This is a genomic window from Pseudomonas chlororaphis subsp. aurantiaca (genome assembly GCF_013466605.1).
GTDB lineage: Bacteria > Pseudomonadota > Gammaproteobacteria > Pseudomonadales > Pseudomonadaceae > Aquipseudomonas > Aquipseudomonas chlororaphis_I.
Map to the genome: position 1 here is coordinate 746,836 of NZ_CP059162.1, position 25,451 is coordinate 772,286.

At 65.6% G+C, this 25,451-nt stretch carries 17 protein-coding genes; 11 read left to right on the plus strand and 6 right to left on the minus strand.

Features of this window, described 5'->3' with window-relative positions:
- Window positions 1–6 precede the first annotated feature (6 nt).
- Window positions 7–555, minus strand: coding sequence for a methyl-accepting chemotaxis protein (locus tag H0I86_RS32640; protein ID WP_404940395.1), 549 nt, complete (start codon window positions 553–555; stop codon window positions 7–9).
- Between the two features lie 1,468 nt (window positions 556–2,023).
- Window positions 2,024–3,688, minus strand: coding sequence for a response regulator (locus tag H0I86_RS03310; RefSeq protein ID WP_180924024.1), 1,665 nt, complete (start codon window positions 3,686–3,688; stop codon window positions 2,024–2,026).
- Between the two features lie 293 nt (window positions 3,689–3,981).
- Between H0I86_RS03310 and H0I86_RS03315 the strand changes: the two genes are divergently transcribed.
- The 4 genes from H0I86_RS03315 to speA all read left to right on the plus strand — a co-directional run bounded on the left by H0I86_RS03315 (window position 3,982) and on the right by speA (window position 8,298).
- Window positions 3,982–5,049 carry a DUF2333 family protein gene (locus tag H0I86_RS03315; RefSeq protein ID WP_180924025.1) on the plus strand — a complete coding sequence of 356 codons (1,068 nt, stop codon included), beginning with the start codon at window positions 3,982–3,984 and terminating at the stop codon, window positions 5,047–5,049.
- A 3-nt stretch (window positions 5,050–5,052) separates the two neighbouring features.
- On the plus strand, window positions 5,053–5,589 hold the full coding sequence (locus H0I86_RS03320; RefSeq protein ID WP_180924026.1) for an NUDIX hydrolase: 537 nt from the start codon (window positions 5,053–5,055) through the stop codon (window positions 5,587–5,589).
- A gap of 201 nt (window positions 5,590–5,790) precedes the next feature.
- On the plus strand, window positions 5,791–6,162 hold the full coding sequence (locus H0I86_RS03325) for a translation initiation factor Sui1 (protein ID WP_007921638.1): 372 nt from the start codon (window positions 5,791–5,793) through the stop codon (window positions 6,160–6,162).
- A 222-nt stretch (window positions 6,163–6,384) separates the two neighbouring features.
- Entirely contained in the window at window positions 6,385–8,298 is a 1,914-nt protein-coding gene (gene speA / locus H0I86_RS03330; RefSeq protein WP_023970303.1) for an arginine decarboxylase, read from the plus strand.
- Window positions 8,299–8,359: 61 nt separating this feature from the next.
- On the opposite strand, the gene H0I86_RS03335 is transcribed toward speA, so the two are convergent.
- A complete protein-coding gene (locus H0I86_RS03335; RefSeq protein ID WP_180924027.1) occupies window positions 8,360–9,706 on the minus strand; it encodes an MATE family efflux transporter in 1,347 nt (448 codons plus the stop codon).
- Between the two features lie 172 nt (window positions 9,707–9,878).
- Between H0I86_RS03335 and H0I86_RS03340 the strand changes: the two genes are divergently transcribed.
- Window positions 9,879–14,783: an alpha-2-macroglobulin family protein gene (locus tag H0I86_RS03340; protein ID WP_180924028.1), complete on the plus strand. Its 4,905-nt coding sequence runs from the start codon at window positions 9,879–9,881 to the stop codon at window positions 14,781–14,783.
- A 64-nt stretch (window positions 14,784–14,847) separates the two neighbouring features.
- On the opposite strand, the gene H0I86_RS03345 is transcribed toward H0I86_RS03340, so the two are convergent.
- Window positions 14,848–15,141, minus strand: coding sequence for a hypothetical protein (locus tag H0I86_RS03345; RefSeq protein WP_007921634.1), 294 nt, complete (start codon window positions 15,139–15,141; stop codon window positions 14,848–14,850).
- Window positions 15,142–15,388: 247 nt separating this feature from the next.
- Here H0I86_RS03345 and pbpC point away from each other — a divergent pair, with 247 nt between their 5' ends.
- The 6 genes from pbpC to H0I86_RS03375 all read left to right on the plus strand — a co-directional run bounded on the left by pbpC (window position 15,389) and on the right by H0I86_RS03375 (window position 22,204).
- On the plus strand, window positions 15,389–17,671 hold the full coding sequence (gene pbpC, locus H0I86_RS03350; RefSeq protein WP_373369418.1) for a peptidoglycan glycosyltransferase PbpC: 2,283 nt from the start codon (window positions 15,389–15,391) through the stop codon (window positions 17,669–17,671).
- Window positions 17,672–17,737: 66 nt separating this feature from the next.
- A complete protein-coding gene (locus H0I86_RS03355) occupies window positions 17,738–18,040 on the plus strand; it encodes a MazG-like family protein (protein WP_009041990.1) in 303 nt (100 codons plus the stop codon).
- Entirely contained in the window at window positions 18,040–18,789 is a 750-nt protein-coding gene (locus H0I86_RS03360) for a methyltransferase (protein ID WP_180924029.1), read from the plus strand. Before H0I86_RS03355 ends, H0I86_RS03360 begins: the two co-directional genes overlap by 1 nt.
- A gap of 12 nt (window positions 18,790–18,801) precedes the next feature.
- Entirely contained in the window at window positions 18,802–19,413 is a 612-nt protein-coding gene (locus H0I86_RS03365; protein WP_180924030.1) for a DUF4136 domain-containing protein, read from the plus strand.
- A gap of 124 nt (window positions 19,414–19,537) precedes the next feature.
- Window positions 19,538–20,095, plus strand: a complete 558-nt coding sequence (locus H0I86_RS03370) for a DUF4136 domain-containing protein (RefSeq protein ID WP_180924031.1) — start codon at window positions 19,538–19,540, stop codon at window positions 20,093–20,095.
- A gap of 168 nt (window positions 20,096–20,263) precedes the next feature.
- Entirely contained in the window at window positions 20,264–22,204 is a 1,941-nt protein-coding gene (locus H0I86_RS03375; protein ID WP_180924032.1) for a TadG family pilus assembly protein, read from the plus strand.
- Here the strand turns inward: H0I86_RS03375 and H0I86_RS03380 are convergent.
- The gene (locus tag H0I86_RS03380; RefSeq protein ID WP_180924033.1) at window positions 22,189–24,957 is read right to left on the minus strand and encodes a PAS domain-containing sensor histidine kinase; all 2,769 of its coding nucleotides are present in this window, start codon (window positions 24,955–24,957) and stop codon (window positions 22,189–22,191) included. The genes H0I86_RS03375 and H0I86_RS03380 overlap by 16 nt on opposite strands.
- Complete coding sequence (locus H0I86_RS03385) at window positions 24,954–25,400, minus strand: TadE/TadG family type IV pilus assembly protein (protein ID WP_180924034.1); 447 nt, start codon at window positions 25,398–25,400, stop codon at window positions 24,954–24,956. Before H0I86_RS03385 ends, H0I86_RS03380 begins: the two co-directional genes overlap by 4 nt.
- Window positions 25,401–25,451 lie beyond the last annotated feature (51 nt).

The following is a 25,451-nucleotide window of genomic DNA, read 5'->3' on the forward strand; positions in this document are numbered from 1 at the left end:
GCACCGTTACACGCGGAACGCCTGCACCGCCGTGTGCAGCTGGCCGCCCAGGGCCAGCAGGTTTTCGCCTTGTTCGCGGCCCTCGCCGATGCGTTGCAGGTTATCCCCACCCAATTGATGGATGCGCTCGCTGTGGTCGCGGATTTCGCTGACGGCGCCGCTTTGCTGGGCCGTGACATCGGCGATGCGGATGGCGGTGTCGGAGATGGTCTGGATCGCCCCGACGATTTCATCCAGCGCACCGTCGGCGGCCTGGGCCTGGCTGGCGGTGGCTTCGGCATGTTCGACCTGGGCGCGCATGCCTTCCACCGATTGCCGGGCGGCGGCCTGCAGGCCGGCGATCAGGGTCTGGATCTCGGCGGTGGCGCCGGCGGTGCGCTGGGCCAGGGAGCGCACTTCTTCGGCGACCACGGCAAAACCGCGGCCCATTTCCCCGGCCCGCGCGGCTTCGATGGCGGCGTTCAGGGCCAGCAGGTTGGTCTGGTCGGCAATGGAACGGATTACCGTGAGTACGCCGCCGATGGTCGCCGACTCCTCGGCCAGCTGTTCGATCATCTGCGCGTTGCCCTGCACCTCGCCGACCAGGGCATGCAGCCCGGTCAGGCTCAGGCCGATCACTTTCTGCCCCTGTTCCACCGCCAGTCCGGCGCTGCGGCTGGCATCGGCGGCCTGGCTGGCATCGCCAGCGACTTGCTGGATGGTCGCTTCCAGCTCGCCCAGGGCGTCGCGGATCTGCGCGGTATCGCCGGCCTGGCGCTCGGCGCCGCCGTGCAGGCCACTGCTCAGTTCCGCCAGGGCGCGGCTGCTACCGGCAACCTGTTCGGCGTTCTGCCGGATGGTGCCCACCAGGTCCACCAGGTAGGCGCGCAGACGGTTCAGGGATTCTTCGATGTCGTGCAGTTCGCGGTTGGTCCGGCCCAGCTGGATGTCGCGGCTGAAGTCGCCTTCGGCCCAGGTCGACAGCGCCGGCGCCAGATTGGTCAGGACCCGCGCCAATCGGCGCTGCAAGGTATCGATAAGCAGGGCGATCAGCAGGATCAGGCCGATCATCAAACCCTGCATCAGCCGTACTTCGCTCTGGATCTGCCCATGCTGGGCGCGCACGACCGGCTCCAGCTCGGCGATGGCCTGCTGCACGGCGGTGATTTTCAGGTGGGTGGCGGCGCTGAGGTCGGCGCGTTTCTGGATCTGTTCGCGGGTGCGGTTCAGCTCGGCGGGGTAGCGGCCGAGCAGACTGTTGAGTTCGCGCTTGAGGCCGATGCCGGCGTCTTCGGCGGCGGCCTTCTCGGTGTTCTCCAGGCCCATCATGGCGGCGAAGTCATCGGTGTTCGACTCGTTGCTGGCCGCGACACCCAGCAAGGGCAGGGCTTCCAGCTGCTCGGCCTGGACGCGCATGTTGCTCACTTCGCGCTCGACGTCGGCAGCCAGTTCACTGCGGCCGCTGCTCACCAGTTTTTCCCGGGCCAGGGACAGCTTGCCCAGGTGCTGGGAGGCGCTCAACAGCAGCGGCAGGTAGGTCGCGGCGCTCGGATTGCTGGCCGCTCCGGTGGCGTACTGGCTCAGTTGTTCGAGGCTGGCCCCCAGCTCGCGCTCGGCCTGCAGTAGCAGCGCTTGCGGATCGCCGGCCAGTTTGCCGGCAGCCAGCAGGTCGGTCTTGCTGAACTCGGCCAGGCCCGACAGGCTCGGGCGCAGGCTTTGCGCCAGCTCCGCGGGCAGTTCGTCTAGTTGCGCCTGCAGGGTTTCGATGGCCTGGCTGGCGCTGCTCAGGCGCAGGGCGTCGCCGTTGGCCAGGTAGTCCTCGATATTGTGCGCCGCCTGGTTCTGGAACTGCTGGGACAACCCCAGGTAGCGCTCCATCAATAGATAGGGGCGCTCGAGGGCGCGCTGCGACCACCAGAGCGTGGCGCCCAGGGCCAGGCAAACGGCAACTAATAGCAGGGTATTGAGATTGGTCAGCAGCTTCAGGCGCATCGCGTTCTACCAACGACTTGAATGGTAAGCGCCTGAATTTATTGCGTTTGTATTACAGGGTTATGACCGAATCGGTGGATTCCGGTGAAAAAGTGGCGCTTTGATGGCGTGCCGCCTGGACGCGATTGCGGCCACTGTCCTTGGCGCGATAGAGCGCTTCGTCGGCCTGGCTGGCCATCGTCAGGCTGTCGGAGTCTTCCCGCAGTTCAACCACCCCGGCGCTGAAGGTGCACCACAGGTCCTGCGGCTGGGCCGGGTAGTGGATCTCGGCAAAGCGCTGGCGGATTTCATCCAGCACCTTGCAGGCCGCTTCCAGGTCGGTGTCGGGCATGACGATGGCGAACTCTTCGCCACCGTAGCGGCCGATGAAGTCGGTCTTGCGCAGGCGTTGCTTGAGAAACAGCGCCAGGCTCTTGATCACCCGGTCGCCCATGGGGTGGCCGTGGCTGTCGTTGACCCGCTTGAAGTGGTCGATGTCGAGCATGGCGAAGCTCAGCGGTTTGTTCTCGCGGCGCGCGCGGAAGCTGCAGTCTTCCAGCAGTTGCAGGATATGGGTGTGGTTGTACAGCCCGGTGAGGCTGTCGCGCACCATGCGTGCCTTGAGGTTGCGCGCGCGGGCGGCGCGGTTGCGCACGGTGGTGATCAGGTGGCGCGGCTTGATCGGCTTGGTCAGGAAGTCGTCGCCGCCTTCGCTCATGGCGTCCAGCTGCTTGTCCAGGTCGTCTTCGGCCGACAGGTAGATGATCGGCACGCTGACATAACGATCGTTATGGCGGATCACCTTGGCCAGCTCGGTGCCGGTACAGGCCGGCATGTACATGTCGAGAATGATCAGGTCCGGCTGGAAATCGGCCAGTTCGGCCATCGCCTGGATCGGCTCGATCAGGGTCCGGGTGATTATCCCCGCGCTGTTGAGCAGGCGTTCGGTGTGCAGGGCCTGGGCGCGCGAGTCGTCGATGATCAGCACTTTATAAGGTTCGTACTGGGCGACGCAGGTGAGGATCTCGATCTTCTCCAGCAGGCTCGAGGCTTCCAGCGTACCGGTGAGAAACTCCTGGCCGCCGGCACGCACGGCGGCCAGGCGGGTCGGGGTATCGGTTTCGTGGAGGCTGAAGAACAACAGGGGCAGCTTCTGCTCCAGGCCTTCCTGGGCTTCGGCGGCCAGTTGCAGACCCATGCCGTTGCCGCAGAAGTCGACGTCGATGACAATCGCTGCGGGCAGGCGCTCGACCATCGAGGAGCGAAACGCGGCGATGCTGTCCAGGGATTGGGCGCTGAGGCCGAAGAATTCCAGCTGCTTGGCCAGGCGCTCGCCGCGATCGTGGTCTTGCAACATCACGTAGATCGGCTTGCGCAGGGGCGGCAGGAAGGTCTGTTCCAGCTGGTCGCCATGGCGCAGGCCGGTGCGCGACAGGCGTTGCATCAGGCGGTTGAGGTCGGTGATCAGGCCGCTGCTCAGGCGCCCGCGGTTGGCGTCCACCGCTTCCAGCGAGTCGCTGATGCTGCGCGCCAGTTGGGTATGTTCGGGTTGTTCGAAGCGCTCGGCGAAGCGCAGCAGGCGCAGGTTGGCCTCGCTGAGTTCGGACATGTCGGCGGTCGACCATTCGCTGCGCTGCAGGCGCTGCCATATCTCGAGGATCTGACGAGCCTGGTGAATTACCCGCTGGGCAAAGTGGTGCTTGAGGCGCTCACGGCTGGGGTCTTCTGGCTCGGTCATATCCTGACTACTAGTTAGGGTGCATGCTGAGATCGACTGGTGGCTCTATGCTAGCACCTCTTATGGATTGTACGAGTGTCGTACGTCAACAATCTGCAAAGCGACCTTATTCAGTTCCCGACCGACTGGTCGCATAGGTTCTGAACTGTGCTTCATTTATAGTGGCTGCTCGATGTACACCCGGCATGTGGCGCCTTGTGCGGTGGATGATTTTTTAATCCGCTCGGTTCGAGGCACGATGGAGCAGGGTTGTGGTCGAACCGATGAACCCAAGTGATTGAAAGGATATAGCCATGCTGGACTGGAAGAACCGCGCGGGCAGCGCGCCGGATCGTGCTGCCGAACCCAAGTCGGCGACACGCAGCTACTTTGGTGGCCTGCTGTTCAGCCGCGCCCTGGGCACCCTGGTGGGCTTGTACCTGCTGGTGGCCGGTGCCCTGGGCTGGTACTGGAGCCAGGAACCGTCGCTGTTCCCGGTCCAGCAAAGCGCGCAGGTTGCCGCCGAGAAGGAAGGCAAGCAGATGGTCGTGGGCTACACCACGGTGGAAACCCTCAAGACCGTGGCTGGCACCCTGCTGACCAAGCCGGGTGGCTATATCTCCAACGACCGTTTCCCGCCGGGCCTGTGGATGGACAACATGCCGAGCTGGGAATACGGCGTGCTGGTGCAGGTCCGCGACCTTACCCGCGCCTTGCGCAAGGACTTCGCCCGTTCCCAGTCGCAGTCCGCCGAGGACGCCGACCTGGCCAAGGCCGAGCCGCGTTTCAACTTCGACAACAAGAGCTGGGTGCTGCCGTCCAGCGAGTCCGAGTACCAGGAAGGCATCAACTCCCTGAGCCGCTACCAGGCCCGCCTGTCCGACCCGGAGCAGAAGAGCGCGCTGTTCTATGCCCGTGCCGACAACCTGAACAACTGGCTGGGTGACGTCGGGACCCGCCTGGGTTCGCTGTCCCAGCGCCTGTCGGCCAGCGTTGGCCGGGTCAAGCTCAACACCGCGTTGAAAACCGAAGTCCCGGCGCCGGGCCAGTCGCCGCAGGTCGACGAAGAGGTGGTGGAAACCCCTTGGATGCAGATCGACAACGTGTTCTACGAGGCTCGCGGCCAGGCCTGGGCCCTGTCGCACCTGCTGCGCGCCATCGAGGTCGACTTCGCCGATGTGCTGGCCAAGAAGAACGCCACCGTCAGCGTGCGCCAGATCATCCGCGAACTGGAAGCGTCCCAGGAGCCGATCTGGAGCCCGATGATTCTCAACGGCAGCGGCTTTGGCGTGCTGGCCAACCACTCGCTGGTCATGGCCAACTATATTTCCCGGGCCAACGCGGCGGTCATCGACTTGCGTCAATTGCTCAACCAGGGTTGATTCATGGTGGTTACCTCCAATGAAGCCGCGCATCGCGCGGCCTCCGATGCCGAACAAGTCGCCTGGGTCGATGGCGAAGACCAGTTGCTGGGCGCGCTGGCCCGCTCGGAGTTGCGCGAGCGCGGCCTGATCGGGCGCGGCACCTATATCCTGCTGTTCAATTCCGGCGGTGAGCTGTGCGTGCATCGGCGCACCCTGAGCAAGGCCCTCTACCCCGGTTACTGGGACGTGGCCGCGGGCGGCATGGTCCTGGCCACCGAGAGCTACGCCGAATCGGCGGCCCGTGAGCTGGAGGAGGAATTGGGGGTGGGCGGGGTGGAATTGACCGCCCATGACCACTTCTTTTTCGAAGACACCGGCAATCGCCTCTGGTGTTCGGCCTTTTCGGCGGTCTGGGATGGGCCTTTGCGCCTGCAGCCGGAAGAGGTGCTGGAAGCGCACTTCATTTCGATCGACGAAGTGATGCGGGAAATCGCCGAAAAGCCCTATTGCCCGGACTCCCTGGCGGCCTTGCAGCGCTATCTGGCGCGGCGTCGTTAAAGTTGTATAAATTGGCGCGCTTAGGCTCTTAGCAAGTCGGCTTTTTGCCGTTACACTGCGCGACCTTTTTCAAGCTGAGCCGACGCTGCCTTTATAAGCACGGTCGGTCCAGTAGCGCTGCCCCTGCCTGAGTGGGGCTTCGCGGTCGATGGCACAGGCCATGTGCTTCGACCAGTCTTTGTCCTCCCAAGAGGATTGCCGGTGGCCAAAAAAGCCGCATCCTTCGCCGCCCTAGGTGGCCTGGTATTTTCCACCGACGCAGGTCGACATTGCCCGGACTGTAGCCAGCCGGTGGCAGCCTGCATCTGCAAACAAACCGTTATCCCTGCCGGCGACGGCATCGCTCGCGTGCGCCGCGAAAGCAAGGGCCGCGGCGGCAAGACGGTGACCACCATCACCGGCGTGCCGTTGGCCGAGGACGCGCTCAAGGAGCTGGCGACCACGTTGAAGAAACGTTGTGGCACAGGTGGCGCGTTGAAAGACGGTGTCATCGAGATCCAGGGCGATCATGTCGAGCTACTCTTGGCAGAGCTGATCAAGCACGGTTTCAAGGCGAAGAAGTCCGGCGGCTAGCAGCCTCTGTGAAAACCACCCCCGACTTGATGCAGCCCTGATCGATTCAGGCTTGCCGTCGTCTTCATGGTTTTCACAGAGCCTGTTCATGACCGGTTTCTAAACTCAGCGCTGTAACCGAGGTCTACGTCCTCGTTGCAGGCTAATCGTCATTTTCATTCTTTAGACTGCGCCAGCCCCGGACCGGGGTGGCGCTCTATGACTTCTTTATAGGGGACTTCGATGTCCGTACGACGCACACGCAAAGACGATGGCAGCCAATGGACAGTTGCGGACAGCCGCAGTGTTTATGGGATTCGCCATTGGGGGGCCGGGTATTTCGCGATCAATGACGCCGGTCGCGTCGAAGTTCGTCCGAACGGACCGAACAGTTCGCCTATCGACCTGTTCGAACAAGTCGAGGAGCTGCGCAAGAGCGGCTTGTCCCTGCCGCTGTTGGTGCGCTTCCCGGATATCCTGCAGGACCGCGTGCGCCAGCTGACCGGTGCCTTCGACGCCAACATCGAGCGCCTGGAATACCAGAGCAAGTACACCGCGCTGTACCCGATCAAGGTCAACCAGCAGGAAGCGGTGATCGAGAACATCATCGCCACCCAGAACGTCTCCATCGGCCTGGAAGCCGGCTCCAAGCCCGAGCTGCTGGCGGTGCTGGCGCTGGCGCCGAAAGGCGGCACCATCGTCTGCAACGGTTACAAGGACCGTGAGTTCATCCGCCTGGCGCTGATGGGCCAGAAGCTGGGCCACAACGTGTTCATCGTGATCGAGAAGGAGTCCGAAGTCGCCCTGGTGATCGAAGAGGCTGCCTCGCTCAAGGTCAAGCCGCAGGTCGGCCTGCGCGTGCGCCTGTCGTCCCTGGCATCGAGCAAGTGGGCCGACACCGGCGGCGAGAAATCCAAGTTCGGCCTGTCGGCGGCGCAGCTGCTGTCGGTGGTCGAGCGTTTCCGCAGCGCCGGCCTGGACCAGGGCATCCGCCTGCTGCACTTCCACATGGGCTCGCAGATCGCCAACCTGGCGGACTACCAACACGGCTTCAAGGAAGCCATCCGTTACTACGGCGAGTTGCGCAACCTCGGCCTGCCGGTGGATCACATCGACGTCGGCGGCGGCCTGGGCGTGGACTACGACGGTACCCACTCGCGCAACGCCAGTTCGATCAACTACGACATGGACGACTACGCCGGTGTCGTGGTCGGCATGCTCAAGGAATTCTGCGACGCGCAGAGCCTGCCGCATCCGCACATCTTCTCCGAAAGCGGCCGCTCGCTGACCGCGCACCACGCCATGCTGGTGGTGCAGGTGACCGACGTCGAGAAACACAACGACGACGTGCCGCTGATCGAGAACAAGGAAAGCCTGCCGGAAACCGTGCAATGGCTGGTGGACCTGCTGGGCCCGACCGATATCGAGATGGTCACCGAAACCTACTGGCGCGCCACCCACTACATGAGCGACGTGGCCGCCCAGTACGCCGACGGCAAGCTGACCCTGGCCGAGAAAGCCCTGGCCGAGCAGTGCTACTTCGCCGTGTGCCGACGCCTGCACAACTCGCTGAAGGCGCGCCAGCGCTCGCACCGCCAGGTGCTGGACGAACTCAACGACAAGCTGGCCGACAAGTACATCTGCAACTTCTCGGTGTTCCAGAGCCTGCCGGACACCTGGGCCATCGACCAGGTCCTGCCGATCATCCCGCTGCATCGCCTGGACGAAGAGCCGCTGCGCCGCGCCGTGCTGCAGGACCTGACCTGCGACTCCGACGGCAAGATCAACCAGTACGTCGACGAGCAGAGCATCGAGACCAGCCTGCCGGTGCATGGCCTGAAAGAGGGTGAAGACTATCTGCTGGGCGTGTTCCTGGTGGGTGCCTACCAGGAGATCCTCGGCGACATGCACAACCTGTTCGGCGATACCGACTCGGTGAACATCTACCAGAACCCGAACGGCACCGTGTACCACGCCGGCATCGAGACCCACGACACCATCGAAGACATGCTGCGTTACGTGCACCTGTCGCCGGAAGAGCTGATGACGCACTACCGCGACAAGGTGGCCAGCGCGAAGATCAGCGCCAGCGAGCGTACCCAGTTCCTCGATGCCCTGCGTCTGGGCCTGACCCGCTCGTCGTACCTGTCTTCCTGATAGGTAGACCGTTCGAAAAAAACCACCGCTTGCGGTGGTTTTTTTATGTTCGCCAGAAGGCTCAGCGGGCCGGAGCGAACCAGCCGTCGTGTTGGCGTAGCCCCAGGGCGAAGGCCAGCAGGGTCAGGCTGCGCACCAGCATGAACAACAGGAAGGTCAGCCACAGCCCGTGGTTGCCCAGGCCCTGCAAGGCCCAGGCGCAGGGCAGGGTGATGAGCACGCTGAGCAGCATGCCGTTGCGCATTTCTCGGGCGCGGGTGGCGCCGATGAACAGACCGTCCAGCAGGTAGCTCCAGACCGCGATCAGCGGCAGGGCGGCGAGGTAAGGCAGGTAGATGAAGGCGGTCTGGCGCACTTCGGCGATGTCGGTCTGCATCTCGATGAACAGGTGCCCGGCGCACAGGAACAGCACGGCAAAACCGAGGCTGGCCAGCAGCGACCAGCCGCCAGCCACCACCAGCGAGCGGCGCAGGGCCAGGCGATCGCGGGCGCCGATGGCGTGGCCGCACAGGGCTTCCACCGCATGGGCCAGGCCGTCCAGGGCATGGGCGGTCAGCAGCAGGCCGTTGAGCAACAGGGCGTTGGCGGCCACGGTCGCGTCCCCCAGGCGAGCGCCTTGCACAGTGATCAGGAAAAACACCGATTGCAGGGCCAGGCTGCGAATGAAGATGTCACGGTTGACCGCCAGCAGCGGTCGCCAGCTGGCCCAGCGCTGCAGCGCCACCCAGGCAATCCGCCCCGGATAGGCGCGCAGGGCCGGGCGGGTCATGGCCAGGCCGATCAGCGCGCCGGTCCATTCGGCGATCACCGAGGCCCTGGCCGAGCCGGCCACGCCCCAGTCCAGGCCCAGCACGAACCACAGGTTGAGGGCGATGTTGATCAGGTTGGTGCTCAACAGGATCGCCAGCGGCGCCCGGGCGTTCTGGGTACCGAGGAACCAGCCGACCAGGGCCATGCTGGCCAATGCCGCCGGCAGCCCGAGCAAGCGGGTATGGAAGAAGGTCCGGGTCATCTCGTCCAGCTCGGCCGAAGGCTGCATCAACTGCAAGGCCGCGCCGCTCAGCGGCACGCCTATGGCGCCCAGCAGCAAAGCCAGCCCCATGGCCAGCAGCAGGCCCTGCACCAGGATCTGCCGCAGCGCCGCACCATCGGCGCGCCCGGCGGCCTGGGCGGCAAAGCCGGTGGCGCCCATGCGCAGAAAGCCCATGGCCCAGGCCAGAAAGGTATAGAGGCTGGCGCCGACCGCCACCGCGCCGAGCTGGTGGGCGTGGGGCAAATGGCCGATGACGGTGCTGTCGACCAGCGCCACCAGCGGCACGGAAATATTGGAGAGAATCATCGGCGCGGCCAGCGCCCACACCCGACCATGGGTCGGACGGTGGCGCCAGGCAGAAATCAGGCTGGACATGCAGGCTCCTTGAGAGCCGGCATTGTAGCTGCTTGCCCGCCCGGCCATGCCACCCCCTACAAGAGGCTGCGGATGATGGGCCCTCTGTCGATCAATGTGCGCTGCGCCACAGCCAGCCGGACTGCGGTGAGATATAGTTCAACCCTTCGATACTCCTGCCTATGAGTGCCCCATGCTTAACAAAGGATTGTTCCTGGCCTGTGCGCTGGCCTTGCTGAGCGCTTGCGATTCCTCGACCTCCGACAAGGCGGCGACCGCCCCGGCTCCGGCAGCGGCGGTGCCCGCGGCCAAGGCCCGGCCCGTGCAGGATGTCGCTGTCCTCAAGCAACGCTATGCCGGTCGCGAGTTGAGCGTGGTGGACGTGTCCGAGGTGCAACTCGACGGGGCCAGCACCCTGTCGGTGAGTTTCTCGGTGCCCCTGGACCCGCAGCAGAAGTTCGCCGACAAGCTGCATCTGGTGGACAGCAAGAGCGGCAAGGTCGACGGCGCCTGGGAGCTGTCGGACAACTTCATGGAACTGCGCCTGCGCCACCTGGAGCCACAGCGCAAACTGGTGCTGACCGTCGACGCCGGGCTGCGCGGGGTGAATGACGCGACCCTGGCCGCCGAATACGTCAGCCGCCTGGAAACCCGCGACCTGCAAGCCACGGTCGGTTTCGCCAGCCGCGGCACCCTGTTGCCGACCCGCCTCGCCGAAGGCCTGCCGGTGATCGCGCTGAACGTCGACAAGGTCGATGTCGAGTTTTTCCGCATCAAGCCCGAATCGCTGCCGGTGTTCCTCGCCCAGTGGGGGCGCAATAACAGCCTGCACAGTTACGAGTCCCGCGAACTGCTGCCGATGGCCGACCTGGTGTATGGCGGCCGCTTCGACCTCAACCCGGCACGCAACACCCGGGAAACCCTGCTGCTGCCGATCGCCGGGCTCAAGCCGCTGCAACAGCCGGGCGTGTACCTGGCGGTGATGCGCGCCTCGGGCACCTACAACTATTCGCAACCGGCCACCCTGTTCACCCTCAGCGACATCGGCCTATCGGTACACCGTTACCAGAATCGCCTGGATGTCTTCACCCAGGCCCTGGAAGGCGGCAAGGCGCTGGACGGCGTCAGCCTGGAACTGCTGGACGGCGAAGGCCGCGTGCTTGGCCAGGGCAAGACCGAGAAGGGCGGCCATGCCGAATTGCCGCTGCCGAAGAAAGCCGAAGTGCTGCTGGCCCACCAGGGCGAGCAGACCAGCCTGCTGCGCTTGAACGGCGCCGCCCTGGACCTGGCCGAATTCAATATCGGCGGCCCCCAGCCTCATCCGTTGCAGTTCTTCGTGTTCGGCCCCCGCGACCTGTATCGCCCCGGCGAAACCGTGCTGCTCAACGCGCTGCTGCGGGACAAGGATGGCAATGCGGTCAAGCCGCAGCCGGTGAGCGTCGAAGTGCGCCGGCCGGATGAGCAGGTCAGCCGCAAGTTCGTCTGGGAGGCCGATGCCTCGGGGCTCTATCAGTACCAGCTGCAACTGGCCGGCGAAGCGCCGACCGGGCGCTGGCAGCTGGTGTTCGACCTCGGCGACGGCAAGCCGCAGTTGTATGAGTTCCTCGTGGAAGACTTCCTGCCCGAGCGCCTGGCGCTGGAACTCAAGGGCAGCGACACACCGCTCAAACCGGACGAGACCGTCGAGATCAGCGTCAACGGTCGTTACCTGTATGGCGCCCCGGCCGCCGGCAATCGCCTGAGCGGCCAGCTCTACGTGCGGCCGCTGCGCGAGGCGGTCAAGGCCTTGCCGGGCTACCAGTTCGGCTCGGTCACCGAAGAAGAGCTGAGCCAGGACCTGGAGATAGAGGAGTCGACGCTGGATGAAAACGGCGAAGAAGTGATCGCCATGGAAAGCAAGTGGGCCGAGGCCCGTTCGCCGCTGCAACTGATCGTCCAGGGCAGCCTGCAGGAATCGGGCGGGCGCCCGATCACCCGGCGGGTGGTGCTGCCGGTATGGCCGGCGGACAGGTTGCCGGGGCTGCGCGCGCTGTTCGACGGCGCGGAAACCGACGGCGATGGCCCAGCCGAGTTCGAACTGCTGGTGGCCAACAACGAAGGCCAGAAGCTGGCCGCGGACAACCTCAAGGTGCGCCTGGTGCGCGAGCGCCGCGACTACTACTGGAACTACTCGGAAAACGACGGCTGGAGTTATCACTTCAACGAGAAATTCCTCACCCAGGACGAACAGACCCTGAACATCAAGGCCGGCGATACCGCGAAGGTCAGCTTCCCGGTGGAGTGGGGGCCTTATCGCGTCGAGGTCGAGGACCCGCAGACCGGGCTGGTCAGCAGCCTGCGTTTCTGGGCCGGCTACCGCTCCCAGGACAACGCCGAAGGCGGCGCGGTGCGCCCCGACCAGGTCAAGCTGGCGCTGGACAAGCCGCTGTATGGCGACGGCGACACCGCCAATGTCACGGTGACCCCGCCGGCTGCCGGCAAGGGTTACCTGCTGGTGGAGTCCAGTGACGGCCCGCTGTGGTGGCAGGAAATCGACGTGCCGGCCGAGGGCAAGAGTTATGCGATCAAGCTCGATCCGAAATGGGCACGCCACGACCTGTACGTCAGCGCGCTGGTCATCCGCCCCGGCGAGCGCAAGGCCAACATCACCCCCAAGCGCGCGGTAGGCGTATTGCACCTGCCGCTGGATCGCACCCAGCGCAAGCTCGGCCTGACCCTGACTGCGCCGGAGAAAATGCGCCCCAAGCAGCCACTCAAGGTGAAGATCCAGGCGAAGAACGCCGATGGCAGCGTGCCGAAAGAGGCCCATGTGCTGCTGGCGGCGGTGGACGTGGGCATCCTCAACATCACCGAATACCCGACCCCGGACCCGTACTCCAGCCTGTTCGGGCGCAAGGCCTATGGCGCCGACCAGCTGGATATCTACGGCCAGTTGATCGAAGCCGGCCAGGGCCGCCTGGCCAGCCTGGCCTTCGGTGGTGACGCGGCGCTGGCCAAGGGCGGCAAGCGTCCGGACACCAGCGTCACCATAGTCGCCCTGCAAAGCGCGCCGGTGACCCTCAACGAACAGGGCGAAGGCGAAATCAGTGTCGACATCCCCGACTTCAACGGTGAAGTGCGCCTGATGGCCCAGGCCTGGACCGACGAGCGCTACGGCATGGCCGAAGGCAAGACGGTGATCGCCGCGCCGCTGATCGCCGAACTGTCGGCGCCGCGTTTCCTCGCCGGCGGCGACCAGACCACCCTGGCGCTGGATCTGTCCAACCTCTCGGGCAAAGCGCAGAAGCTCGATGTGCAACTGAGCGCCGAAGGCCAGCTGGCGCTGATCAACGAGACCCATCGGAGCGTGCAACTGACCCAGGGCCAGCGCACTACGCTGCGTATCCCGGTGCGGGCGCTGGGCGGCTTCGGCCAGGGCAAGGTCAAGGTGCTGGTCAATGGCCTGGATCTTCCCGGCGAGAGCCTGCCGCCGTTCAGCCGCGAATGGACCCTGGGCGTGCGACCGGCCTATCCGGCGTTGCTCAGGCATTACCGCGCGGTGCTCAAGGATCAGCCGTGGAGCCTGCCGGAAGGCGAGCTGGCGGCGTTCGAACCGGCCGGGCGCGAAGCGCTGCTGAGCCTGTCGAGCCGGCCGCCGCTGAACCTCGGCGAGCAGATCCGCGCACTCAAGGCCTACCCCTACGGTTGCCTGGAGCAGACTACCAGCGGCCTGTATCCGGCGTTGTACGCCGATGCCGTCAGCCTGAAACGCCTGGGCCTGGAAGGCGAGCCGGATGCCGAGCGCAAGCGCAAGATCGAGCTGGGCATCGAACGCCTGCTGGGCATGCAGCGCTACAACGGCAGCTTCGGCCTGTGGGGCGCGGACGGCGAAGAGGAATACTGGCTGACCGCCTACGTCACCGACTTCCTGCTGCGGGCCCGCGACCAGGGCTTCGCGGTACCGGCCGAGGCGCTGAAGAAGGCCAACGAACGCCTGCTGCGTTACCTGCAGGAGCGCAACCTGATCGAGGTCAACTACAGCGAAAACGCCGAGCACACGCGCTTTGCCGTGCAGGCCTACGCCGGGCTGGTATTGGCGCGCAGTCAACAGGCGCCGCTGGGCGCGCTGCGCAGCCTGTTCGAGCGGCGTACCGATGCGCGCTCCGGCCTGCCGCTGGTGCAACTGGCCATCGCCCTGCAGAAAATGGGCGACCAGCCACGGGCCGAGCAGGCCTTGACCGCCGGCCTCGCGGCCTCGCGCAACAGCAAGGACTGGCTGGCCGACTACGGCAGCCCGCTACGGGATCAGGCGCTGATCCTGGCGCTGCTGGAAGAGAACGACCTGGCCAAGGGCAAGCGCGAGGAACGGCTGTTCGAGCTGTCCGACCAACTGGCCGCCAGCCCGTACCTGTCGACCCAGGAGCGTAACTCGCTGTTCCTCGCCGGTCGTGGCCTGCTGGGCAAGCCGGAAGCCAACTGGACCGCGCAACTGAGCAGTGGCGGCGAAAGCCGTGAGCTGAACAACGGCCAGCCGGGCCTGAAACTGCAAGACGCGTTGCTGGCGTCGCCGTTGTCGGTGCGCAATCAGGGCAGCGAACCGGTGTACCAGCAACTGACTATTTCCGGTTATCCACAGCATGCGCCGCTGGCCGGTGGCGAGAACCTGAGCATTCGTCGCGAATACCTGGGGATGAACGGCCAGCCGCTGGACCTGCGGGCCCTGGGCAGCGGTGACCTGGTGCTGGTGCACCTGGCGGTCAGCGCCAAGCAGCGGGTGCCGGATGCGCTGGTGGTGGACCTGCTGCCGGCCGGCCTGGAGCTGGAAAACCAGAACCTGGCGCAGAGTGCCGCCAGCCTGGAAAACGCCAGCAGTCAGGTCAAGGAATGGCGTGAGTCGATGCAGAACGCCAGCCTCAAGCACCAGGAGTTCCGCGATGACCGCTACGTGGCGGCGCTGAACCTGGACGGCTACGACAGCGTCACGCACCTGCTGTACCTGGCACGCGCGGTCACGCCCGGCACCTATCGCGTGCCACCGCCGCAAGTGGAGTCGATGTATCGGCCGAACTGGCAGGCCGTGGGTGAAACCCTGCCGGAGATGGTGATCAAGGGGCGTTGAGAAAGGGATTGCGGCAAGCTCGCCCCGCCAGGAGCGAGCTTGCCGGCGATCAACTGTCGGGCGGTCAGTGCACCACCCAGCTCAGCAGCCACAACCCCAGCAGCAACCAGATGATGCCCATGACGATCGAGGCGCGCATGAAGGCGCGGACCGCCGAGTACAGCAGCATCAGCCCGACGATCAGGGTAATGATGCTGATGATCGAAGTGTCCATGCCCAGCGCCCGCGACAAGCCGTCGATAAAGTTGCCGCCGGCGTTCGTCAGGGCGTTGAACAGACCGCTGAGGCCATCGACGATAAACCGTATGACCGAGCCCAGCGCCTGGCCGAGCCATTCAAAAAAGCTTTCTACCTGCATGCGTGCATCCTGATGAAAAAGTTGGCGTGCTTGCCAGACCTGAGCCTTTGGCCATCAATCGCGCTGGCGAGTTCCGTTCCAAGCATAGAGGTTCGCGGGTTTGATTTTTCGATTAGTTGTATCGCGCCTGCGCAGTTTCGGGGGGCGAATATCCGGCCAGGCAAAGGCGCCCGGCTTGCCATCGGCGCAAGCGGGCGGTCGCCGTGGCTGGTGCATCCTGCGGAGGGTGCTGGGTGGCCTGTTGCTGATGTGGGCCGGGCTCTGGCTGGCCGACCGCAACTGGCCGCTGCCGCTGCCCAAGGATGACCTGGCGCGGGTGGTGCTGGCCGAGGATGGCACGCCACTGTGGCGCTTCGCCGATGCCAATGGCGTCTGGCGTTATCCGGTGCGCACCGACGAAGTCTCGCCCTATTACCTGGACGCGCTGCTGACCTACGAAGACCGCTGGTTCTACAGCCATCCCGGGGTCAACCCGATGGCGCTGGCGCGTGCTGCCTGGCAGAACCTCACGGGCGGGCGGGTGTTGTCCGGCGGCAGCACCCTGTCGATGCAGGTGGCGCGCCTGCTCGATCCGCACTCGCGGACCTGGCACGGAAAGCTGCGCCAGCTGTGGCGCACCGCGCAGCTGGAATGGCACCTGAGCAAGCAGCAGATCCTCACGCTCTACCTCAACCGCGCGCCGTTCGGCGGCACCCTGCAGGGGGTGGCCGCGGCCAGCTGGGCTTACCTGGGCAAGTCGCCGCAACACCTGACCCACGCCGAAGCCGCGCTGCTGGCGGTGCTGCCCCAGGCGCCGAGCCGGCTGCGCCCGGACCGGCATGCCGCGCGGGCACAGGCGGCCCGGGACAAGGTGTTGCAGCGCCTGGCGCAGTTCCAGGTCTGGCCGCAGTCGGCGGTGGACGAAGCCTTGCAGGAACCCCTGTTGCTGGCGCCGCGACTGGAGCCGAGCCTGGCGCCCTTGCTCGCGCGCCGGCTGAACCGTCCGGACAGCCCGCCGCTGATCCGCACCACCCTGGACGCCAACCTGCAACGCCGCCTGGAAGACCTGCTGCTGGGCTGGCGCGCGCGTCTGCCGGAGCACACCTCGGCGGCAATCCTGGTGGTCGAGGCGCAGAGCATGGCCGTGCGCGCCTACCTGGGTTCGGTGGATATCAACGACGCGCGGCGCTTCGGCCATGTGGACATGATCAGCGCCATGCGCTCGCCGGGTTCGACCCTCAAGCCCTTCCTTTATGGCATGGCGCTGGATGCCGGGTTGATCCATTCCGAATCGCTGCTGCAAGACGTGCCCCGGCGTTATGGCGACTACCGGCCGGGCAACTTTTCCATGGGCTTCAGCGGCGCGGTGTCGGCCAGCACCGCCCTGGCCACCTCGCTGAACCTGCCGGCGGTGCAACTGCTGGAAGCCTACGGACCGAAACGGTTTGCCGCCGAAATGCGCATCGGCGGCATGCCCCTGACTCTGCCGGCGCTGGCGGAACCGAACCTGGCGCTGATTCTCGGCGGCGCCGGCAGCCGCCTGGAGGACCTGGTCAGCGGCTACAGTGCCTTCGCCCGTGGCGGCAAGAGCGCCAGCCTCCGACTGCAACCGGACGATGTGTTGCGCGAGCGGCCCTTGCTGTCCCCCGGTTCGGCGTGGATCGTGCGGCGCATTCTCAGCGGCCAGGCGCGTCCGGATCGCGATCCGCGGGCCGAGCTGGTGCAGCGCCCGGTGCTGGCCTGGAAGACCGGCACCAGCTACGGCTTTCGCGATGCCTGGGCGATCGGTGTCGGGCCGCGTTACCTGATCGGCATCTGGATTGGCCGCCCGGACGGCACCCCGGTACCGGGCCAGTTCGGCCTGGCTTCGGCTGCGCCGTTGATGCTGCAAGTGCACGATGTGCTGATCAACCGCGACAGCCAGCGCGGCATCAGCGCGCCGGTACAGCCGGTGCCGATGAATGTCGGAGTGGCGGCGATCTGCTGGCCGCTGGGCCAGCCCATGAGCCGCAGCGATCCGAACTGCCGCCGCCAGCGTTTCGCCTGGACCCTGGACGGCACCACGCCGCCGACCTTGCAGGCGGCGGATCAACCCTTGGGCGTCGGCCTGCTGGAGAAAGTCTGGGTCAATGCCAAGGGCCTGCGGGTCGACGCCAAGTGCCCAGGGGCGCAGGCGCGGGATATCGCGCTGTGGCCGGCGCCGCTGGAGCCTTGGTTGCCGCGCATCGAACGGCGTGAAGCGCGCCTGCCGGCCAACGACCCGGATTGCCCGGGGCCGGCCCTGGCGGCAGCCGCGCCCTTGTCCATCGTCGGCGTGCGCGAGGGCGATCGGCTGCGCCGTCCGGCGGCCAGCCAGGAACTGCTGCGGCTCAAGCTGTCGGCCCTGGGTGGCAGCGGCCGGCGCTGGTGGTTCGTCAACGGCGAGCCGCTGGGCGAGAGTGCCAACCAGGACAGCATCAACGCCAGCTTCGAACGGTTGGGGCCTTATCAACTGAGCGTGCTGGACGAAGGCGGACAGACGGCGCGGGTCGAGTTCAGCGTTATCGATTGAGAGGGGCGGGCGGGCCTTGCCTTCACTCGCCATCCCCCCGAAGCTATACGCCTTCAGGAGACCCCGATGAACCTAGACGAACTGACCCAACGCCTGCACGCCATTCGCGACCGCAATGACTGGCGGCAATTTCACAGCCCGAAGAACCTTGCCATGGCCGCCAGCGTGGAGATGGCCGAGCTGGTGGAAATCTTCCAGTGGCTGAGCGAAGACCAGTCGCGGCAGCTGCCGGCCGACAAGCTGGCCCACGCCGGCCAGGAAGTCGGTGACATCGTGCTGTACCTGTTGCTGCTGTGCAGCGAACTGGGCCTGGACCTGGAGCAGGTGGTGCGCAGCAAGCTGGCCGACAGCGAACGGCGGTTCAGCTGATGAGCGACCGTCATTTCGACCAGCTGGCGACCCGTTTCGCGGAAAAAATCTACGGCGGCGCCAAGGGCGCGATCCGCCTGGCGGTGCTCCAGGCCGACCTGGCCGAAGCCTTGCCGGACCGGCCGCTGCGAGTGCTGGATATCGGCGCCGGGCTGGGGCACATGTCGTTGTGGCTGGCCCAGCGGGGCCACCAGGTGACCCTGGCCGAGCCGGCCGAACCGATGCTCGAAGGCGCCCGCCAGCGCTTCGCCGAGGCCGGCCAGCAGGCGACCTTTATCCAGGCGCCCTGGCAGGACCTGCTGGGCCAGCTCACCGAACCCTATGACCTGGTGCTGTGCCACGCGGTGCTGGAATGGCTGGCTGAACCCCACGCGATCCTGCCGGTGCTGCATCAACTGATCACTCAGGACGGCTGGCTGTCGCTGGCGTTCTACAACCGCGATGCGCTGATCTATCGCAACCTGCTCAAGGGCCACTTTCGCAAGATGCGCAAGAACGACATGGCCGGCGAGAAGCAGAGCCTGACCCCGCAACAGCCCCTCGATCCACGGGAGCTGGTGGCGCAACTCGACGGCTTGTGGCGGGTCGAAACCCAGAGCGGGGTACGGGTTTTCCATGACTACATGCCAGTGGAATTCCAGGCCCGCGCCGAGTTGCTGGATCTGTTGGAAATGGAATTGGCCTATCGTCGTCACCCAAGCTTTGCCGGGCTTGGGCGTTACCTGCACTGGATTTGCCGTCCGGTCTGAACGGAGCCTGAAATGAAACGCCACGCTGGTTTGCTTGTGCTTTCCCTGGGGCTGGCGGCCTGCCAGAGCCCCAACCCCTATGTCGCCAGTTCCAATCCGTTGCCACCGGCGCCCCCGCAGGCGGCCGGGACCTTCGACCGCAGCGCCTATCCGGCGCCCCAGCGCGACTATGGCCGCTATCGCAGCTGGGCCTGGCTCAACGGGCGCCTGCCCAATGGCTCGGCCTGGGCCGATTCGGCGCAGGTTGCCGAGGCGGTCAGCAACGCCCTCGACCAGCGCGGCCTGCGCCCGCGGCACGACAACCGCCCGGCGGACCTGTGGGTCAGCGCCGACCTGCACTTGGAAAAGCGCCTGCGCCAGGTGCAGGACGACTACGGCTACGGTTACGGAGGTTATGGCTACAACCGCTACGGCCCCGGCTACGGCATGTACAACACGGTGCCGGTGGTGCGTACCTACGAGGTGGAAGTCGTGGTCGTGCGGGTCAACCTGTTCGACGGCGGCAGCGGCCAGCCGGTGTGGAGCGCCAGCGCGGAAACCTCGAGCCAGGGCAGCCTGAGCGAGCGCGCCGATGCGTTGCGCGAGGCTGTGGAAAAGGCCATGGCGGCGTATCCTCCTAGTTAGGCTCCGTACGAGGCTGCACGCTGGGCTGGGTTGAAAACAGGCTTGCCCTGACCTTCGCTCACCGACTTTCGTACAGACCCTGGCGACATCCCTTCAGGTGCATTTGCTCTTCTGGAGACACATCATGTTCCGCCCTCTTGCTTTACTGGCCCTGGCCGCGCTGCTCAGCGCCTGCGCCGCCAACCAGGTCAATCATGACTTCGACGCCAGTCGCGACTTCGCTGCCTATCGCAGCTGGAGCTTCAAGGAACCCGCCCTGCAATACCGCCCCGACGATCCGCGGATCAAGAGCGACCTGACCGAACAGCGCATCCGCCAGGCGGTCAGCGATCAACTGGACCAGCGCGGCCTGCGTCCGGCCGCGGCAGGCAAAAAGGCTGATCTCAACGTCCAGACTTACCTGATCGTCGAGAACCGCCAGCAGCAGGTCACCACCAATTACGGCGGTGGCTGGGGTGGCCCGTGGAACGGCTACTGGGGCGCACCGATGTACAACGAAACCCGCAACATCACCTACAAGGTCGCCACCATCCAGATCGACCTGCTCGATGGCAAGGACGGCAAGCTGGTGTGGCGCGGCAGCGACGAGCAGATACTCAGCAGCACGCCCAAACCCGCCGATCGCAGCACGGCGATCAGGGAGACCGTCGGCCGGATCCTGGCGAACTATCCGCCCAGGTAAGTCGCTGCATTCCACCACGGGGCGAGGGCGGCACGGCCCCTCGCCGCGACACGGCCCGCTTCCCCAACACAACGCTGGCAGGTCGCCAGCGTTGTATTGCAGCCTTGACTACACTCCTTTCACCCAGCGGAGGTTGCGCCCGGCGGTGCGCCGGCAAAGGAGTGCTCCATGTTTCCCCGCACACAGTTTTCCGGACCGGCTCGGCAGCGTGGCGCTATTGGTCTGATAGGGGCGCTGGCCTTGGGCACGGCGGTATTGTGCACGCTGGTGGTGGTCGACAGCGGGCGCCTGTACCTGGATCAGCGCGAGTTGCAACGGGTGGCCGATAACGCTGCGCTGGAGGCAGTGGCGCGGGGCGGCAATTGCCTGGCGGGGAGCAGCGCGGATAGGTATGCGAAAGAAAGCGCGGCGCGCAACGGCTTTGCGGTGGGAGACGGCAGACCGCTGACCGCCACCTGCGGCTCGCTGCAGACCGGTGCCGACAACCTGCGCACCTTCAGCCCCAATGCCAGCCAGGCCAGCGCCATCCGGGTGGTGGTCAGTGAAGCGGTGCCCACCAGCATCGCCCTCGGCATAACCAATCTGTTTTCCGACAATCCCGTCAGCGCCACGACTTCATTGAGTGCCACGGCGGTGGCGGCTCAGCCCAAGCCGCCGCTGGCGCAATTGACGATTCGCAGCACATTGGTCGATCTCAATCTGTTGAACGGGGCCCTCGGTGGCCTGGCGGGTAGCGCGATCAATGTCAGCCTGCTCGGTTGGCAAGGCCTGGTCGATACCGACATCAGCCTGCTGAGTTACCTGAATCAGCTGGCCATCGACCTGAATGTGAGCGCCGGAAATTACAGTGAACTGCTCGACGTCGATACCGACATTACCCAACTGCTCCAGACCGCCATCAGCGTGGCCCAGAGAAATGGCGCCACCCTCGAGGTGCTGACAGCCCTGGGCAGCATCAAGGCCGCTGCGATCAATACGGTCCCGGTGAAACTGGGTGACCTGTTGAAGTTGCAGACCGGCACCGCGGACGCCGGGCTGGATGCCAACGTTCAGTTGCTGAGTCTGGTCGAGGCCTTCCTGCAACTGGCCAGCAGCCAGAGCGCCGCGGCCGTCGAGCTGCCGGTGGATGTATTGGGGCTGGCGGGCGTCACCACCCGGGTCAAGATCGTCTCACCTCCCGAGTTCGCCATCGGCAACCCGGAACTGGCCGCCGCCGACCCGCTGGGGCCCAATCGCATTTATGTGCGTACTGCCCAGGTGCGTGCGTTGCTGAGCGTGGATCTCTCGCTGATAAACACCGTGTTGCAGGCGGTGAATGCCTTGCTGTCGCCGGTGGTGGTCACGCTCAATACGGTGCTTAGCCTCAATCTCAGTTGTGTGTCCGGTGGCCCCTGCGTAAAGACCGACCTGCTGATCCTGCCGGACGGCGCGAACCTGGATATCAGCCTTGAGGTGGCGGCCGGCGACAGCCATGTCACTGGCTATACCTGCGTCAGCGACAGCGACAACAGCCTTTCCGTCGACACCACTACCTCCGCGGTCAAGCTCAAGGTCGGGCGGGTGGACGCGAGCAACTGGGCGTCTTCGACCGCTCAGGTCAGCGTGAGCCCGTTGCCGCTGGTGGATATCGGCGCGAGGACCTGCCAGGGGCTGTCTGGTCCTTGTGGGGCACGTACCCCGTTTGCCGGCGGCGGCAGCGAGTTGATGATCGACGTGCCGGGTGCTGACACGTGGATCGCCGGCACCCACGAGCCGAATTTCACCTTCGTCAATCCACCGAAAATGAAGCAGGAGCTGGCGGACGACGATTGGCACAGCGTGACGGCGGCCAATGTGGTCAGCAGCCTGCGTGCGTCGCTGACCGGCATCTCGCTGATTCAGCATCCTCCCACCATCGGCAACCTGCTTGGCGTAGTGCTCAATACCTTGCTGTCGGCGTTGAACGGCGTGGTCGGCCTGCTGGCCACGGCTATCGGCGCCTTGCTCGGTCCGTTGCTGGACCCGCTGCTGAACAATGTCCTGGCGGTATTGGGCATCGATCTGGGTAAGGTGGAGGTGGGCGCCAACCTCAGTTGCGGACAGACCGGCCGGGCTTACCTGGTGATCTGATCGCGCTGTACCAGCGGCAGTTCGATGCAGAAACAAGCGCCTTCGCCGGTGTTGCTGACGCTCAGGCGCCCGCTCATGTTCTCGACTATGCCGTAGCTCACCGAGAGCCCGAGCCCGGTGCCCACGCCGACCGGCTTGGTGGTAAAGAAGGGCTCGAAGATGCGCCCCAGCAGGCGCGGGTCTATGCCGCCGGCATTGTCTTCGACCAGCAGCCGCACCCGCTGCGCGTCATGCTCGGCGCGTATCGCGATCCACGGTCGCAAGTCCGGATCCTGCTCGCGCCGGCCGAGCAGCGCGTCCCGGGCATTGACCAGCAGGTTGATCAAGACTTGCTCAAGCTGATCGACATGGCCGCGGACCTGCACCTTGAAGTCGATTGGCGCGATACGCAATTCAACGCCCTTGCCGCGCATGCCATCGGCCAGCAGCGACAGGCAGCCTTCCATCGCCTGGGCCGGGTCGAAAGGTTGTTGCTCGATCTCCGAGCTGCGGCCAAACACCCGCATATGGTCCACCACCCGGCCGGCCCGCTGGACCTGGGCATCGATGCGCTTGAGCTTGTCCTGCAGGTAGTCGAGCTGCACGTCGCCGCTGTTCAGGCGCTTGAGCACGTTGACGATGGCCATGCGCATGACATTCAGCGGCTGGTTGATTTCATGGGCCAGCCCGGTGGCCATTTCGCCCAGGGTGGCCATCTTCGCGCTTTGCATCAGTTGCAGCTGGGAGCGGCGGACTTCGGTGTTGTCGCGGCCGACGGCCTGGATCTCCCGCAGGCGCCCTTGCGCGTCGAATACCCCGCGGTCGGACCAGACCCACCAGGCATGTTCGCGCCCCGGCAGTTGCAGGTTGATTTCCGCGGTGCTGACCGGAAGTTCCGGGGTCAGCTGGCGGATGCGTTGCACGAAGGCGGCGTGTTGTTCGGCGGACAGCCAGTCACCCAGGTTGGCCCCGGCCAGTTGTTCGGGCGGGCATTCCAGGTAGGTCGCCAGGGGCCGGTTGCCGAAGGTCAGGGTCAGGTCGGGCAGGTAGCGGCAGATCATCGCCGGGGAGTCTTCCACCAGGATCCGGTAGCGCTCCTCGCTGAGTCGTATCTGCTCGGCGGCCAGGGTGGCGTCGGTGACGTCCAGCCACAGGCCGACGGCCTCGACCGGCATGCCCAGGTCGTCGCGCAGCAGCCTGGCCTCGTCGAGCACCCAGTGGTATTCGCCACGGCTGTCGAGCAGGCGGTAGCGGCTGCGCACCGCGCCTTCGCGCAGCAGTTGCCGGTTGCGTTCGAAGTAGCGGTCGCGGTCGTCGGCATGCACCCGTTCCGCCAGGGCGCCATCGTTACAGTCGTTCAGGCTCCAGCCGAGCAACGGCTGCAGGCTGTCGCTGAAAAACGTTGGTTGCAGTGCGCCCTCGACATAGCGCTGGACATAGATCACCGCCGGCGAATGGGCGATCAGGTTGTCCAGCCGGGCGTGGGCCGCGGCGGCCTGTTGTTCCTGGTTCTTGATGTCGCTGATGTCCAGCATGAAGCCGACAAAACGCTGGTTCTGGCCAATGCCCAGGGCCTGCCCCTGCAGGCGGTACCAGATGGCCGGCAGCTGCGGATCGGCCCGCTGCAAGCGTACGCAGAGCAGCAGGGGTTTGCCCTGTCGCAACTCCTGCAGGCGGCTGCTCAGCTCCTGGCGATCGGCGGGGTGAATCAGCGCCAGCCAGGCCGGCAGCGACAAGCGCCGGGTCTGGGGTTCCAGCAACAGGTTGAGGGCCAGCTGCGGCGCCAGCTGGATCTCGTTGTTTTGCGGGAACAGCTCCCACCAACCGGTGCCGAGCAAACCTTGCAGGGCTTCCAGGCGCTCCAGCTGGTGATGGTGCTGTTGTTCGCGCAAGCGCCCGAGCAGGGGCCCGGCCAGTGCGGCGCTCAATTGCAGCCAATCCCGCTCGCTCAACTGCGGTGCCAGCTGGCGCATCGGGTAGAAACCGCAGAGCAGCCAGGCCGCGACGCCGTGATCGTCGCGAAAGGGCACGACAAAGCCCTCGCTGTTGCCGAACGCACGTTGCAGGCGCGGATGGTCGCCGAGGCCTTGGGTGAAGGTCAGCGACTGCGGGGCATTGCCGTTCAGGCTGTCCAGCCCGGTGCCCAGGACCTGGCCCTTGTGCCACAGCTGCGGTGCATCGGGGGCCTGATACAGGCCATGGATGTACCAGCCCTGTTCCTGGTCGTCGAGCAGCGCCAGGGCGAGGCAGGGGATATGCCAGTGCTGGGCCAGGGCATGGAGTTGCTCATGCAGCACCTCGGGCAGGCGGAAGAGGCTGCACAGGCGCAGTTGCTCGCTGATCTGCGCCGCGAACTGCTGGCAGTCCTGGCGTTGCTGCGCCTGCTGGCGCTCCAGCAGCAGGTCGCCGATATCCAGCAGGTGCAGGAGCCAGCCTTGGGTGGACGGTTGCACCCAGCCGCGCAGGTGCAGGGTTTGCCCGCCAGCACCCTGGAAGTCCAGGTCGAGCACATGCCCCTGCCAGTCGCCAGGGCTGCCTTCGACGCTCAGCGCGCTATGCGCCAGCAGGTAGTCCAGCAGCGGCGCCGGTCCCTCGGCGGACGGTGGCTGGGCCAGGGCGTGACGCAGCGGGCCGGTCATTTGCAGCACCTGGGCGTTGTGGTCCAGATGCACCAGCAGGCCGACCCCGGGCGTGGCCAGGGGTGGTGCGGGAGGAAGCGCCTGGGGCGTGGTGCGGCCGAGAAAACGCCCGAGGAGTTTTTCGCCCGAGCTCAAAATTGCAGACTCGACTGAGCGCTGAGGTTCGCGGGCAGGGCGGGCACGCTGCCCATGCCCGGCAGCACCAGGAAGGGGATGACCTGCCTGAGCTTGTCGGTGGAGTAGTGGACACGCACCGTGAGCAGGCCGCCCACGTAAGTCACGCTGGCATCGCTGGCGCTGTTGGCGTCGAAGTCGAAGGCCTGCGGAATCCAGGTCAGTTGCTCGCGCAAGGTGTCCTTCGCGCGTGCTATCAGGGCGGCGTCATAACCGGGCGTGGCGGGGTCCAGGGCGACGCTGCGCCGCACCGCTTCGGCAGTCGCCTTATTGAAGGACTGCACCATCAACAGCGGCACGCTGTAGCTGACCAGGCCATAAAACACGGCGAAAAAAATGATGAAGACCATGGCGAACTCGATGGCCACGGCACCTTTTTGTTTTCCAGGCAGGTTCACTTTCACGGCGGCGTCTACCCTGACTGCTAGTGGGTCATGTCAGCATAGGATCATTCA